The organism is Flaviaestuariibacter flavus (assembly GCF_004337505.1).
Classification (GTDB): Bacteria; Bacteroidota; Bacteroidia; order Chitinophagales; family Chitinophagaceae; genus Flavisolibacter; species Flavisolibacter flavus.
In genome coordinates, this window is record NZ_SJZI01000042.1 from 158,730 (window position 1) to 173,103 (window position 14,374).

Consider the following 14,374-nt stretch of genomic DNA (forward strand, 5'->3'; position numbering starts at 1 on the left):
ACCCGGGCGAAAGCCCGGGTCGAAAAGATGTAGTTGCCGATTGGTGCTTATGCCGTCGGCTGCTTCCGCAACGAAGGGGTATAGGCCGGGTCGAGCAGGGTGTGATCGAAGTAGCGCCGGGCGGCATCCGGGTTGCGCTTATTGCTACGCGCCACCTGTAGCAGGGCCTCGTAGCAGGCGTCCTCGAGGGCGACACGCGCCTCGTCGCGCTCGCTGCGGTGCTCGCCGAGGTCGCCTTCGGTTCCCTGTTGCGCCTCGCGCAGCCGTTCCCACTCACCGTAAAAAGCCAGCATCCGCTGTCGGGTAGGAGCGTGAAGACGGTCGCCGGTGGCCTCCACCGTTCCCTTCAGGGCAAGCAACACGGCGGGGGGCATCCGTCTTGGTCAATTGCGAATAGGTGCGGCGGCCATTGGGGTAAATCATCCGGAATTCCCGCGAGTCCTCGTCCAGGTCAACGGCTACACGCGCCTGCGATTTGCGCATGAACACCGCCACCTCATCGAGGAAGGCGTCGAGTACCGAAGTGTCGGTGCTGCGTTCGGAGCCGGCCTGCTGCACCCTGCTGCGGCCCTGGACGGCTTTGTCTACGCAGCGCTTGATTTCGGCCGATTCTTGCGGGAAATCTTGGTCCAGCTTGGGCCAGGCATCGGCGCCAAAATCGCAGAGATGGGGCGTGCTGATCGTGCGATCATTGAAAGGGTTGTTACCTACGCGGAAGATTTTTTCCATGTGATTGTATTTAAGGGGTTAAAAATCAATCAAATAGGTGCTCCTTGCCCGTAGGATGCCTATAGGAGGTCCCATACCCGGGCGCTACGTACTAAAGGATACCGGTATGAAAAATCAAACTGCCCTGCTACGCACCGTAGGATGGCAGTTTGAAAATCTGGACTGCCCTGCTACGGACCGTTGGATGCCGGTATGAAAACTCATACTGCGATGCTACGCGCCGTAGCATGGCGGTATCAAAAACCGGATGCCGGCGCTACGGTCTCCGGACCGGTTGTATGAAAAACAGGAAAAGAGCGGGATGCTTTTCGAGGTTGCAGCTGGTTCTGAAAGGATGCGTTGGTATTCTAAATTTAAACATAGGTTTTGATAAAACAAAACCGTCCCGGAATTGAGCATCCCCATTTTACCAATAGACCAATAGACATCTTCCCCATCTTTGCCCCTTTAAACCGCTCCGAACTATGTGGGAATCCCTGGGAAGAATCGTGCTGCGCTACCGCGCGGCCCTGCTGGCACTGCTTCTGGCTATCACCGCTTTTATGGGCTGGCAGGCCAGCAAGGTGAAGATCTCCTACGAGTTCGCCAATGCCATCCCCACCGATAACCCCAAGTACGCCGCCTACCAGGCCTTCCGCAGGCAGTTTGGCGAAGACGGTAACCTGATGGTGGTGGGCGTGCAGACCGACCGCTTTTTTCAAAAAGATTTCTTCGACGACTACCGCCGCCTGCAGGCCGACATCCGCCGCGTGCCGGGCGTGGAAGGCGTGCTTTCGGTGCCCGCCGCCGTGGCGCTGGTGAAGAACGACTCGCTCGGCAAGCTCGAGGCGCGAGCGGTGTTTCCCGACACGCTCCGTACACAGGCCGACATTGATTCGGCGGCGGCCCGCTTCGGTACCCTGCCCTTCTACCGCGGGCTGCTGTACAACGCGGCCACCAGGTCATACCTCATGGCCGTCACCATCAACGGCCCGGTGCTGCAGCGCCCCGAGCGCACCAGGGTGATCGGCGGCATCGTAAAGCTGACCGATGCCTTTTCGGCAAAACACAAAACCGAGCTGCACCTGAGCGGCCTTCCCCTGATCCGCACCCAGGTGGCGGTGAAGATCCAGAACGAGATGCGCTGGTTCACCATCGGCTCTTTCCTGCTGTCGGCCATCATCCTGCTGTTCTTCTTCCGCTCCGTAAGCGCCACGCTGCTGTCGCTGGCGGTAGTTGCCGTAGGCGTTATCTGGAGCTTCGGCATCCTGCAGCTGATGGGATATAAGATCACCCTGCTTACCGCACTCATTCCGCCGCTGGTGGTAGTGATCGGTATTCCCAACTGTATTTACTTCCTGAACAAATACCACACGGCCTGGCGCGAGTACGGCGATAAAAACACGGCGCTGGTGCAGATGATCGCCAAGATGGGCGTGGTGACCCTTTTCTGCAATATCGCCGCGGCCATCGGCTTCGCCGTGTTTGCGCTTACCCGCAGCGCGATCCTGCGCGAGTTTGGTGCGGTGGCGGGCATCGCCATCGGCGCCCTCTTCTTCATCTCGCTGCTGCTCATCCCGCCGGTGCTCAGTTATGCCGCGACGCTCAAGGCACGGCACCTGCGCTACCTCGACAACGCGATGATGGGCCGCTGGCTCGGGCGCCTCGAGCGCTGGTCGCTGCATCACCGCCGCGCCATCTGGATCGTGACCGGTTTGCTGCTGGCCCTGTCCATCGCCGGCATCACGCGGCTGAAAAGCGTGGGCTATATCGTGGACGATCTGCCGAAGACCGATAAGATCTACGCCGACCTCAAATTTTTTGAGAGCCAGTTCGGCGGCGTGATGCCGCTGGAGATCGTGGTGGATGCGAAGAAGAAGCGCGGCCTGCAGCGCGATATCCCGGGCAATATGCGCCGCGTGGATTCGCTGGTGCAATACCTCCGCGGGAAGCCCTATATCGGCCGCACGCTGGCCCTGACCGAGATCGCAAAGTTTGTGCGCCAGGCGTTTTACGATGGCGACAGCAGCACCTACGGGCTGCCTTCCGACTTCGAGCTGCCGGCGCTGAAAGACTATCTCAGTGCCTCGAAAGACACCGGTACCCGCGCGGCCACGCCGGTGTCGCGGCTGCTGCGCACGCTGGTGGACAGCAACAGCCAGCGCGCCCGCATTTCGTCGGCGATGATGGACGTGGGCTCGGCGCGCCTGCCCGGCATCCTCGATAGCGTACAGGCACGCGCAACCGAAATTTTCGACACCTCGAAATACAACGTGCAGATCACCGGTGGCTCGGTAACGTTCCTCGAAGGCAGCCGCTTTATCATCAACGGGCTGCAGGAAAGTATCCTGTGGGCCTTTGCGCTCATTGCGCTGTGCATGCTCTACCTGTTCCGCTCGGGCCGCATCCTGCTCTGCTCGCTGCTGCCCAATGTTATCCCGCTGGTAATCACGGCGGGTGTGATGGGCTGGGCAGGCGTGCCGCTGAAGCCCTCGACGGTGCTGGTTTTCAGCGTGACGCTCGGCATCGCCATCGATATCACCATCCGCTTCCTGGTCAACTACAAGCAAGGCGCGGCCACGGCCGCCGACGTGGAAAAGAACGTGGTGAGCACGATTCATTCCACCGGCCTCAGCATCATTTATACGTCGCTGGTGCTGATCGCGGGCTTTGTGATCTTCTGCTTTTCCGGCTTCGGCGGCACCAAGGCGCTGGGCTGGCTCACCTCCCTCACCCTGGTGGTGGCAACGGTGGCCAACCTGACGCTTTTGCCGGCGCTCCTGCTCTCGCTGCGTCCCCGGAAAACAGATAAGAGCTGAGTACTTTTTATAAAAACCTGATAATTAGCCCGTTCAACGGGTGAAAAGCAGGGCTTGCCGGTAAAAACACCTATCTCAAAAAAAAACTCATCACTTACTAACATTTTTTTAACGTGGCCGTTAAATTCGTGCAACAAAAATGAATGGATTGTTGTCTATTCGTTTTGACTGTCTTCCTGCTCCGACAAACCACATGAGATAAACTGCTTTTACAAGCGCCCGGGCGGGGGACGATGGACCCGATTCAGCTTTTTAGTTTTAAATAAAGTATGCACATGAGAAAATTCCCAATGCTTCTGTTGGGGCTGTCCGTGCTATCCACGCAGCTCCATGCACAGAACCGCACCGTCACCGGCAAGGTGACCGACGAAAGCGGTGCCGCGGTGCCCAATGCATCGGTTACCATTAAAGGAAGCAATCAAGGCACCACCACCGGTGCGGATGGCAGCTTCTCCATCAGTGTTCCCGGCAGTGCCCGCAACCTCGTAGTATCATCAGTAGGCTACGGCATCCAGGAAATCAGCATCAACAACCGTTCAAACGTTACGGTATCGATGCGCGCAGCCGATAACGGCCTCCAGGAGGTTGTCGTTGTGGGTTACCAGCAGCGCAAGAAGCGCGATGAAGCCGGCGCTATTTCGACCATCCGCGCGGCAGACATCCAGAACATCCCTGCTTCCTCCATCGACCGCGTGCTGCAAGGCAAGGCGGCCGGCGTGGTGGTACAGGGCAACAGCGGTCTTCCCGGCGGCGCCGTTACGGTGCGCGTACGCGGCTACGGCTCCATCACATCGGGTAACAACCCGCTCTATGTTGTTGACGGTGTGCAACTGAACACCAACAACACCAACACCTTCACGCAGTCGAACCCGCTGTCGTTCCTCAACCCGAACGACATCGAATCGATCGACGTACTGAAAGACGCCGCCTCCGCCGCCATCTATGGTGCTGCGGCTTCCAACGGTGTGGTGATCATTACCACCAAGAAGGGCAAGGCCGGCAAAACGAAGTTTACCTTCAACACTTACCATGGCACAACGCAGCGACTGCAGAAGCTGGATGTGGTGAACAGCCAGGAATACTTCCAGCTGCGCACCGAGGCTACCGCCAACAACCAGAACCTGCCGGTGACAGACCTTGGCGTTCGTCGCTCTGTACTTTCTACTGATTTCCGCGTTCCGGGAGCACTGTCCTTTACCTCCAAGCAGGTGGATTCTGCAGTAGCTTCCACACCGACTTACGACTGGCAGGACGAAGCCTTCCGCCGTGGCCAGGTTCATAACTATGAGCTGGGCATCAGCGGTGGCAACGAGCGTACTACGTTCCGTCTCTCCGGTAACTACAGCTCACAGGAAGCCATCGTTACGAAGGCAGACTTCGTGCGCTCCGGCCTCAGCTTCAACTTATCCAACAAAGCTACCGACCGCCTGACCGTATCGACCGGTATTAACCTGTCTACGTTCCGCCAGGAAGGTCCTTTCGGTGGTGGCGGCGGCTCCTCGCTCGGCAACATCGCCTTCTCGGCGGCCGGCATCCTGCCGTTCAACCCCATTTACAACCCCGACGGCACCTACTATGGCATGCCCGGTCAGACACCCGCGAACCTGTCGGGTGTACTGAACCAGAATGCAGTTGCAGTGAATGAGCTGAACAAGATCAGCCAGCGTACCAACCAGCTGATCGGCAATGTCCAGGGCGAATACAAGATCTTCGACTGGCTCAGCTTCCGTTCCTACTATTCCCTCGACTACCGCAACGTACAGGGTAACAGCTTCTGGGATCCCCGCACTGCCGACGCCTTTGCGCGCGTGGGCCTCGTGCAGGCTTCCAGCAACTGGAACACCAACTTCCTGACCGACCAGATTCTTTCTGCGCGTCACGACTTCGGTACGAAGCACCACATCGATGGTCTGATCGGCTACGAATACCGCCGCGAGAACTTCAACGATCAGTACTCCTCGGCTGAAAACCTGCCCACGCCGCAGTTTACCACGCTGGGTGCGGCTTCCACGCCGGTAAGCGTTACGGCAAGCACTTCGCAGTTTCGCGCTCAGAGTGTGTTTGCAAGCGCTAACTATAGCTTCATGAGCAAGTACCTCATTGGCGTCACCGCACGCTACGACGGTTCTTCCCGCTTTGGTGCCAACAACCAGTACGGCTTCTTCCCTGCTGTTAAAGTGGGCTGGAACGTTGACCGTGAAGACTTCATGAAGGGCATCGACTGGGTGTCTTCCCTGCGCCTGCGCTACTCCATCGGTAAGGTGGGTAACAACCAGATCTCCAACTTCGCACCGCTGGGACTTTATGGCGGCGGCGCCAACTACGGTGGTCGCTCGGGTCTTGCGTACATCCAGCTTTCCAACCCCGATCTCACGTGGGAATCGAACCACTCTTCGAACTTCGGTGTTGACTTCGGCTTCCTCAACAACCGTGTCTCGGGTAGCGTGGAGGTATACCGCAAGAAGACGACCGACCTGCTGCTTCGTCAGCCGGTTTCCTACACTTCCGGTTTCAGCACGGTTACGAGCAACGTAGGTGAAGTTGAAAACAAAGGTGTTGAACTGACCCTCACCGGTGGCCTCCTGAAGTCGCGCAAGGCAGACGGACTTAACTGGAATCTTACCTTCACTTTTGCGCATAATAAGAGCAAGCTCCTGAAGCTGGCTGGTGATCAGAAAATCCTCACCAACGAAGCTTCCAACCCGATCTCCGGCTTCACCCCGACCTATATCGTAGGCGAAGAGCTGTATGCTGTATACGCAGCTCCCTATGCCGGTGTTAACCCCGCTACCGGTCGCGCCATGTGGATCGACAGCCTGGGCAACTACACTTACCAGATCCAGTCGCCCCGCGATAACCGTGTACTTGGCAGCGAGCTGCCGAAGTTTACCGGTGGTCTCACCAACTCGATCAGCTGGAAGGGCTTTACCCTTGACGTATTCTTCCAGTATGAGTACGGTCGCCTCGTGAACGACGGCCAGGTTTCCTTCCTGTCGGAGGCGAGCGGACGTATCAACTGGCTCCACTCGATCTACGAGAACCGCTGGACGGCCCCTGGTCAGATCACCGACGTGCCCCGCATGAACCTCGCCGCCGAAGTGAAGAGCTCCGGTCAGGGTGGCGGCAGCCGCCTGTGGGTGAAGGGTGACTACATCCGTCTGAAGAACGTAATGCTTTCTTACGACATCCCCTCCAACATCATCCGCCGCGTGAAGATGAGTGGTGTGAAGGTTTACGTTCAGGGTACGAACCTGGCTACCTGGACTGCAGCCCCGAGCTATGACCCTGAATTCCTGGGTGCCGGTACGGGCCAGATTCCGCAGAGCCGCAACGTGACCGTAGGTCTTCAAATTGGTTTTTAATTATTAAGACAGAATCAGCATGAAAAAATATTCGCTTTCTATTGCCCTTGCTGCACTCGTGTCGGCAGGAGCTATCACCGGATGCAAAAAGGCACTCGATGTGGCGCCCACCGAGTCGATCGATGCCAATATCGCACTCTCCACTAAAGAGGGAATTAACGCCGCTGTAAACGGAATTTTCTCCCGCCTGAAAGATGCCCGTCTTTACGGCCGCGACCTGATCGCACTTCCCGAAGTACTGGCTGACAACGGCTATGCGACGAACCGTTCCGGCCGTCTCTTCGCCGAATCGAACAACCAGAACCGTGCGCATTTCACCGATGCCACCTGGCAGCTGCTTTACAAGAACATCAACGAGGCAAACCTGATCCTGGAGAATTCCGGTTCCGCACCGGTAACCGCTTCCGAGCGCTCCTCGATTGAAGGTCAGGCCTACTTTGTACGCGCCCTGTGTCACCTGAACGTTGCGCTGGTATATGCCTATATGCCGGGTGCAGAAGTATCCGGTCAGAGCCAGGGCGGTGTGCCGCTGCTGCTGAAGGGTACCAATACGATCGCCGGTGCACTTGCATCGGTTCCGGGTCGTGCCCCGATCGATACGGTGTATGCGCAGATCGTTCGCGACTTCGAAGCGGCCAATGCACGCCTGACACTTAGCGGCGTTTCCCCGTTCACGTTTCCGAACTACGCCAGCAAGCAGGCCGCCCAGGCCATGCTCTCGCGCGTGAACCTGTATCGGAAGAACTATTCGGAAGCCAAGCGCTGGTCGGATTCCTCGATCACGAATTCAGGTTCCCGTCTGACGAGCGGCAGTGCCTATGTCACCAACTGGCGCAACGCCACTCACGGCGAGACCCTGTTCCAGGTGGCATTTGTCAACAACAACGAGAATATCGGTGTGAACGAGTCGCTGCAAACCACATTTACTACGCTCAACGCACCGGGTGGTACCACTACTACCGGCTTCGGAGATGTGGTTGCATCGCTCTTCATGCTCGATAGCCTGGGTATTACACTGAATGGCGGCAACAACGTTACCAATTACAAGACCGCAGCCGCTACGATCGCTTCGCGCTCCTCGGACGTACGCAACCAGCTTTACGAGCCTGGCACTGCCGGTCGCGGCAAGCCCTATGTGGAGGTAACGAAATACATCGGCAAAAACGGCTTTGTCAACCTTGACAATGCACCGGTAATCCGCATCGCAGAGGTATACCTGAACCGCGCCGAAGCACAGGCCACACCTGGTTCCCCGGTGTTTGACCAAGCTGCTGCACTGGTTGATCTGAACAAGATCCTGGTTGCGCGCGGTCTTCCCGCCGTTGCCCTCGCCGGATCGGCACTTCTGGACGAGATCGGTCGCCAGCGTCGTATTGAGCTTGCCTTCGAAGGCCATCGCCTTTGGGATCTCAAGCGCACCCGCCGCGATATCATGAAGGCCCCGGTGTTCACCGGCGGTGACGTTCCCTTCATCGATACGCGTATCCTCGCCCCGATCCCGACCCAGGAAATCCAGGTAAACCCGAACATCAAACAAAACGCAGGCTACTAAACTGATCATATGAAGAAAACACAAGTAGGCTTACTGGCCCTGGCAATCACCGTCGGTCTGTTTAGCTGTATCAAGAAAGAAACGGTGACATTCCAGGATTCCCTGGTGGAATTCGATGCGGCCGTGCTCAATACCAACAATGCTTATACACCTGGTAAAGATGCCACGCTTGGTCGTCTCGCCAACCCCCTCGACAGCATCGCCTTCCCGATCCTGACCCGCCAGCCCGCCATCGGCCGCGCGGTTACCGGCTCCGATGCCAACATTACCCGCACTTCCGGTAGTGTGCGGCTCCGCGTGAATCTGGTAGGTGCTACCCGCAAGTCGCCGACGGAAGTAACGTATACGACGATGTCCAAGTCCGACTACACGCTCATCGGCGTTCCGTCGAACACGAACGGGCAAGCCACCGCCGGTACGCATTACGGCACCCTGAACGGGAAGTTCACCATTCCTGCCGACAGCAGCTGGGGTTATCTCGACGTGCCGATCACCGACCCGGGCGTGAGCTCCACAACGGCACAGGAAGTCGTGTTCCGCCTCACCGGCGGTACCGATGTGCGCCCCAACCGTAACTACTCGATCGTGGGCATCCGCATCGCCCAGAACTAAGAGTGGTTTGCGCTAACAACGTGTGTTATTGCCTCTGAATACATTCCGGTTATCGCAAAAGAAGGCTGCCCTCGGGCAGCCTTCTTCTTTTCAGTTACGCAGGAAAATTATTTCAGCACTTCGGCAAGCTTTTGTTCCAGGGCCGGCCCGCGCAGGTCGGTGGCCACTACAGTGCCCGACGGGTCTACCAGTACATTAAAAGGAATAGAGTTGAATCCGTAAGTGCTTACGGCCTTACTGTTCCAGAAGGCAAGGTCGCTGACATGGGTCCAGGTGAGCCCGTCCTGGCGGATGGCTTTTGTCCAGGCTCCTTTTTCCTCGTCGAGCGAAACGCCCAGGATCGTGAAGTTCCTGTTCCTGAATTTATTGAAGGCAGCTACTACGTTGGGATTTTCGAGGCGGCAGGGGCGGCACCAGGAGGCCCAGAAGTCGATGAGGAGCCATTTGCCGCGGAAGGAAGATACCGGTACGGGTTTGCCGGTGCTGTCGTTAAGCGCCAGCTCGGGTGCGGGTTTGTTGAGCAGCGCCGAAGCACCGGCGGCTGCCGGCTCCGTGCTTCCTTTTTTCACTTCACCTTCAACGGATGCCCGCAGCTGCGCCAGGCCCTTGTGCTCACCGAAGCGTGCGGCAGTGGCGTTCACCAGCTGCAGCAGTTCGTCGTTGCTCAGGTCGGGCAGGCCGAGCCGCGTGCCGCGTGCCAGCTGCAAATAGGTGCCGAGCGCATACACCGCCACCGTGGGGCTGGGACTGTTCTTTACCAGCTGCAGGGTGTAATTGCGGAACTCATTGGCTACTCCCTGTGCACGCCCGCGCAACGGCGCCAGCGTACTGTCCGACACGCTGGCATTGCGCAGCGAATCGCCCTGGCCGATGAGGGCTTCCATCAGGGGCAGCTTGCTGTTGATCGTGTCGGTGTACACCTGCAACGCGACGCTGGCGGCAGATCCTTTCACCGCATAGGATGGTGTTCCTGACGTGCTGGCGCTGACCGTGATCTGCGGGGCATCGTTCACCACTTTGGCAAAGGGTGCCTCGTTGCCCTGGCTGCGCAGCAGGTAGAGATTTTCCTCCAGGCGGCTGCCTTCGAGGCTGAAGCGGCCATTGGCATCCGCCTTCGCCGAATCGACGATCACGGGAACGCGTGCGTCCATCTTGGCTTCGAGCAGGTAAACCGTCTGGCCGGCGCCGCCCTTCAGCGTGCCGTCGACGGTGAAATTATTGTTTTCTTTATGCTTGCAGGCGGCCACCAGGAACAGCAGCGCGGCCGGGAGCAGGGTTCGATTCATGCGGCAAAGGTAGGACGGAGATGTATGATGTCGGATGGCTGATGTCCGATTTACAGCAGGCCACAGCATTCAGGATTCACGAATGCCGTTTCATGAAAAGCCCCGGCGGGAGACGCCAGGGCCGTTGTGTTATTGCACATGAGAATATCTAGAGGTCGGCCTTCCTGAGCGTGCGCGGGATCTTCAGCTCGATCGTTTCGGTCTTGCCGTTGCGCAGAACCTGGAAGGTGAGGGCACTGCCCTGGCGCAGCCGCGTAGCAATGCGCTTCAGTTCGTCGGTGCTCTCGATGGTGTCGTCATCCACCTTGGTGATGATGTCGTCTTTTTTGAGACCGGCTTTCGCGGCATGCGAGTCTTCATCCACATCGGTGATCTTCACACCTTTGCCGTCTTCTGTGTCCTGGATGGAAATGCCAAGGCGCGGGCGGCCCATGCCTATCGTGTAAAAGTTGCCGGGAGCCGAAGGCGGCATCGGGGTCTCCACATGCACGTTGAAGTCGTTCATGTTGAAGTAGCGCGAAGGCGCCAGGTTACCGAAAGTGCTCATGCCTTTCCACTTGCTGAGCTCTGCGGTCAGCACCTGCTCTTTGCCGTCGCGCAGGATCGTGATGGCCACCTTGTCGCCGGGCTTATGGGCGCGGATGGCCTTGGCCACGTCGCCGTCTTCCCTGATCACTTCCTTGTCGATCTTCGTAATGATATCGCCTTCCTTGATACCAGCTTTCTCAGCAGCGCTTTCCTTCGTGAGGGAAGCAACGCGGGCGCCGTTTTCGGTGAGATCGGTTACCACGCCGAGCATGGCGCGCTTTTCGTCTTCCTGGAAGAAGGTGTGCCCGTCCTCGTCGTCGCTGAACACCCAGGTGTTGCGGCCGCCGATGCCATTAATGCTCACGTGGCGACCCTTTTTGATGGTGTTCACGTTCACGTTGACGTCGGAGCTCTTGTCGGCATCCTTGCCGTTCACCGTTACCTTATCGCCTTTAATGCGGATCACGGTTTCCTCGTCCATGTTGCCATCACGGGTGATCACGATGGTCTGCACATCCTTTTCCTTTTTGTCAGCCTTCTTAGGCTGCGCATAGGCGGGCAGCGCTACCAGCGCCCCGGCCACCACACACATCTGGATAAAATATCGTTTCATAAGTTATTTGTTAGCTACGTTGAGTTTCGTAGATCAAATATAAGTTGCCTTTTTGAATTACGAAGCTTTTCGCATTGTTAAAATGTGTTAAACTCCGAAATACTTCGTAAAACACGTAAAACCACTTAGGGCGCCAAGAATACGCGGAAAACACGGAATGGTTTTTAAGCAACAAGGGGCCCATTGGCCCCTTGTCTTATCTGCGTATTTTTTGCGGGCTACACTTTCGCCCGCACCGCGTCGATAACGGCCTGCAGGTTCGATACGTCCTGGCCACCCGCGGTAGCAAGGCCTTTCTGGCCGCCGCCACCGCCTTTGATCAGCGGCGCAACTACCTGCTTGATCAGCGTGCCGGCGTCGAGGCCTTTGCTGCTCACCAGCGCATCGTCGAAGGCGATAGCTACGGACGCCTTTCCTTCGATGTTCGCCGCCAGCACCACGGCTGCATTGGCGAGCTGACCTTTGATGTCAAAGGCAAGCTTCTTGAGACCGTCGGCATTGGCTACCGAAACTATCTTGCCGATAAAGGTGGCACCATTCACTTCTTCTTTCTGCTGCAGCAGGCTGTCGCGGAGGCCGTTGAGCTGCGCCTGCTGGAATTTCTCCACCTGCTTCTGCAGTGAGTTGTTCTCCTCCTGCAGGGAACTGATGGCCTTCACCAGGTCTTTGGGCGATTTCAGCGCTTCCTTCACGGCCTGCAACTGTTGCAACTGCTCGTTTACATAACGCTCGGCGGCCGCACCGCACACGGCTTCCACACGGCGAACGCCGGCAGCCACCGCGCCTTCGGAAGTGATTTTGAAGAGTCCGAGCTCTCCGGTATTACCCACGTGGGTGCCGCCACAAAGTTCCACCGAATAGTTCGGGTCGATGGTCACCACGCGCACCGTGTCGCCGTACTTCTCACCGAAGAGGGCCATGGCGCCCAGCTTCAGGGCTTCGTCCTTGGGCATTTGCCTGATCACAACGGGGATATTCTCCCGGATCTTTTCATTGACGATCGCTTCTACCTGCGCGATTTCTTCGTCGGTCATTTTCGCGAAATGCGAGAAGTCGAAGCGGAGATAGTCGGCATTTACAAGCGAGCCCTTTTGCGCTACGTGGGTGCCGAGCACGCGGCGGAGCGCGGCATGGAGCAGGTGCGTGGCGCTGTGGTGCAGGGCCGTTTTCTGGCGCTTGTCGCCATCCACCTTTGCTGTGAACTCGCCGCCCAGCTGGGCCGGAAGGCTGTCGGTAAAGTGGATGATGAGATCGTTCTCTTTCTTCGTATCGATGATGCGGATGCGCTGGTCGCCGGAAATGAGGATACCGGTATCGCCCACCTGGCCCCCGCTCTCAGCATAGAAAGGTGTGCGGTCGAGCACAAGCTGGAAGCTTTCCTTTCCCTTCGCTTTCACCTGGCGGTAGCGCAGGATGTTGGCTTTCGTTTCCAGTGAATCATAACCCACAAACAATGAGTTATTGATGCCTTCGTTCACCGTGATCCAATCGCTGGCATCCACGGCGCGGTCCTTACGGCCGCGATCCTGCTGGTTCCTGCGCTCGGCCTCGTATTCGGCTTCATTGATGGAAATGTTTTTTTCTGAAGCGATGAGGCGCGACAGGTCGAACGGGAAGCCGTAGGTATCGTGTAGCTCAAAAGCCTCGGCACCGGTGATCTGCCCGCGGGCCAGCAGGTCGTCGATGCGGCGCAGGCCCTTTTCCAGCGTTCGCAGGAAGGACTCTTCTTCTTCGCGGATAACGCGGGCCACAAAGGCCTGCTGCGCTGCCAGCTCGGGAAACACGTTGGCAAACTGCCCGGCCAGCACCGGCACCAGCTGGTGCAGCAGCGGCTGCTTGTAGTCGAGGTAGGAATAATAATAGCGAACGGCGCGGCGCAGGATGCGGCGGATGACATAGCCGGCGCCGCCGTTGTCCGGCAGCTGGCCGTCGGCCACGGTAAAGGATACCGCGCGGATGTGATCGCTCAGCACGCGGAAGGCGATATCGCTCTTGCCGGTGTCGGAGCCTTCGTATTTTTTGCCGGTGATCTTTTCGATGGCGGCGATGGTGCCGGTAAACACATCGGTGTCGTAGTTGCTCTGCTTTTGCTGCAGCACGCGCACAAGACGCTCGAAGCCCATGCCGGTGTCTACGTGGCGGGCGGGGAGGGGCTGCAGGGAGCCGTCCTTGGTGCGGTTGAACTGGATAAATACGTTGTTCCAGATCTCGATCACCTGCGGGTGGTCGGCGTTGACCAGTGTCTTGCCATCTACCTGGGCGCGCTCGGCGTCTACACGGGTATCCACGTGGATCTCGGTGCAGGGGCCGCAGGGACCCGTATCGCCCATTTCCCAGAAGTTGTCTTTTTTATTACCGAGGAGAATACGATCGGGGGAGATCCATTTTTTCCATTCGGCTGCAGCTTCGTCATCCGCAGGAATCCCTTCGGAAGCATCGCCTTCAAAAACTGTCACGTACATGCGGTCTTCGGGAATGCCGAAAACTTTGGTGAGCAGTTCCCAGCTCCATTCGATCGCTTCCTTTTTGAAGTAGTCGCCAAAGCTCCAGTTGCCCAGCATCTCGAAGAGCGTATGGTGATAGGTATCCACGCCCACTTCTTCCAGGTCGTTGTGCTTGCCGCTGACGCGGAGGCACTTCTGGGTGTCGGCCACCCGCGGGTTGGGCGCGGTTTTGTTGCCGAGAAAGTAGTCCTTGAACTGGTTCATGCCGGCATTGGTGAACATCAGGGTCGGGTCGTTCTTCACCACCACGGGTGCGGAGGGCACGATGGCGTGGCCTTTCTGTGCGAAAAAATCCAGGAAGGCCTGGCGTATCTGCGAGCTGGTCATCATTTCTGAAACAATAAATGTTGAGGTTTTCCTGCCGAAGCAGGTAAATTTGTTGGCATCCCC

General features: G+C 57.8%; 9 protein-coding genes. 4 read left to right on the forward strand and 5 right to left on the reverse strand.

What is annotated here, in order from left to right; genetic code table 11:
* Nucleotides 1–47 precede the first annotated feature (47 nt).
* Together EPD60_RS08710 and EPD60_RS08715 are read right to left on the reverse strand one after the other, a co-directional pair.
* A complete protein-coding gene (locus EPD60_RS08710; RefSeq protein WP_131448857.1) occupies nt 48–293 on the reverse strand; it encodes a hypothetical protein in 246 nt (81 codons plus the stop codon).
* A complete protein-coding gene (locus tag EPD60_RS08715) occupies nt 274–729 on the reverse strand; it encodes a hypothetical protein (protein WP_131448859.1) in 456 nt (151 codons plus the stop codon). The genes EPD60_RS08710 and EPD60_RS08715 overlap by 20 nt, the downstream gene beginning before the upstream one ends.
* A gap of 464 nt (nt 730–1,193) precedes the next feature.
* On the opposite strand from EPD60_RS08715, the gene EPD60_RS08720 reads away from it, so the two are divergent.
* The 4 genes from EPD60_RS08720 (at nt 1,194) to EPD60_RS08735 (ending at nt 9,053) form a co-directional block, all read left to right on the forward strand.
* The gene (locus tag EPD60_RS08720; protein ID WP_131448861.1) at nt 1,194–3,527 is read left to right on the forward strand and encodes an efflux RND transporter permease subunit; all 2,334 of its coding nucleotides are present in this window, start codon (nt 1,194–1,196) and stop codon (nt 3,525–3,527) included.
* Between the two features lie 275 nt (nt 3,528–3,802).
* The gene (locus tag EPD60_RS08725; protein ID WP_165871485.1) at nt 3,803–6,889 is read left to right on the forward strand and encodes a SusC/RagA family TonB-linked outer membrane protein; all 3,087 of its coding nucleotides are present in this window, start codon (nt 3,803–3,805) and stop codon (nt 6,887–6,889) included.
* Between the two features lie 19 nt (nt 6,890–6,908).
* Nucleotides 6,909–8,441, forward strand: coding sequence for a RagB/SusD family nutrient uptake outer membrane protein (locus EPD60_RS08730; RefSeq protein WP_131448865.1), 1,533 nt, complete (start codon nt 6,909–6,911; stop codon nt 8,439–8,441).
* Nucleotides 8,442–8,450: 9 nt separating this feature from the next.
* Entirely contained in the window at nt 8,451–9,053 is a 603-nt protein-coding gene (locus tag EPD60_RS08735; protein WP_131448867.1) for a hypothetical protein, read from the forward strand.
* A 107-nt stretch (nt 9,054–9,160) separates the two neighbouring features.
* Here the strand turns inward: EPD60_RS08735 and EPD60_RS08740 are convergent, their stop codons facing one another.
* The 3 genes from EPD60_RS08740 to alaS form a co-directional block, all read right to left on the reverse strand.
* Entirely contained in the window at nt 9,161–10,339 is a 1,179-nt protein-coding gene (locus EPD60_RS08740; RefSeq protein WP_165871486.1) for a TlpA disulfide reductase family protein, read from the reverse strand.
* Nucleotides 10,340–10,487: 148 nt separating this feature from the next.
* Nucleotides 10,488–11,480, reverse strand: coding sequence for a PDZ domain-containing protein (locus EPD60_RS08745; RefSeq protein ID WP_131448871.1), 993 nt, complete (start codon nt 11,478–11,480; stop codon nt 10,488–10,490).
* A 218-nt stretch (nt 11,481–11,698) separates the two neighbouring features.
* A complete protein-coding gene (gene alaS, locus EPD60_RS08750; protein WP_207896573.1) occupies nt 11,699–14,314 on the reverse strand; it encodes an alanine--tRNA ligase in 2,616 nt (871 codons plus the stop codon).
* Nucleotides 14,315–14,374: the final 60 nt, after the last annotated feature.

Coding starts and splice junctions, on each gene's coding strand:
- EPD60_RS08725 (WP_165871485.1), top strand. CDS start 3,803: ATGAGAAAATTCCCAATGCTTCTGTTGGGGCTGTCCGTGCTATCCACG.
- EPD60_RS08735 (WP_131448867.1), top strand. CDS start 8,451: ATGAAGAAAACACAAGTAGGCTTACTGGCCCTGGCAATCACCGTCGGT.
- alaS (WP_207896573.1), bottom strand. CDS start 14,314: ATGATGACCAGCTCGCAGATACGCCAGGCCTTCCTGGATTTTTTCGCA.
- EPD60_RS08745 (WP_131448871.1), bottom strand. CDS start 11,480: ATGAAACGATATTTTATCCAGATGTGTGTGGTGGCCGGGGCGCTGGTA.
- EPD60_RS08740 (WP_165871486.1), bottom strand. CDS start 10,339: ATGAATCGAACCCTGCTCCCGGCCGCGCTGCTGTTCCTGGTGGCCGCC.
- EPD60_RS08720 (WP_131448861.1), top strand. CDS start 1,194: ATGTGGGAATCCCTGGGAAGAATCGTGCTGCGCTACCGCGCGGCCCTG.
- EPD60_RS08715 (WP_131448859.1), bottom strand. CDS start 729: ATGGAAAAAATCTTCCGCGTAGGTAACAACCCTTTCAATGATCGCACG.
- EPD60_RS08730 (WP_131448865.1), top strand. CDS start 6,909: ATGAAAAAATATTCGCTTTCTATTGCCCTTGCTGCACTCGTGTCGGCA.
- EPD60_RS08710 (WP_131448857.1), bottom strand. CDS start 293: ATGCTGGCTTTTTACGGTGAGTGGGAACGGCTGCGCGAGGCGCAACAG.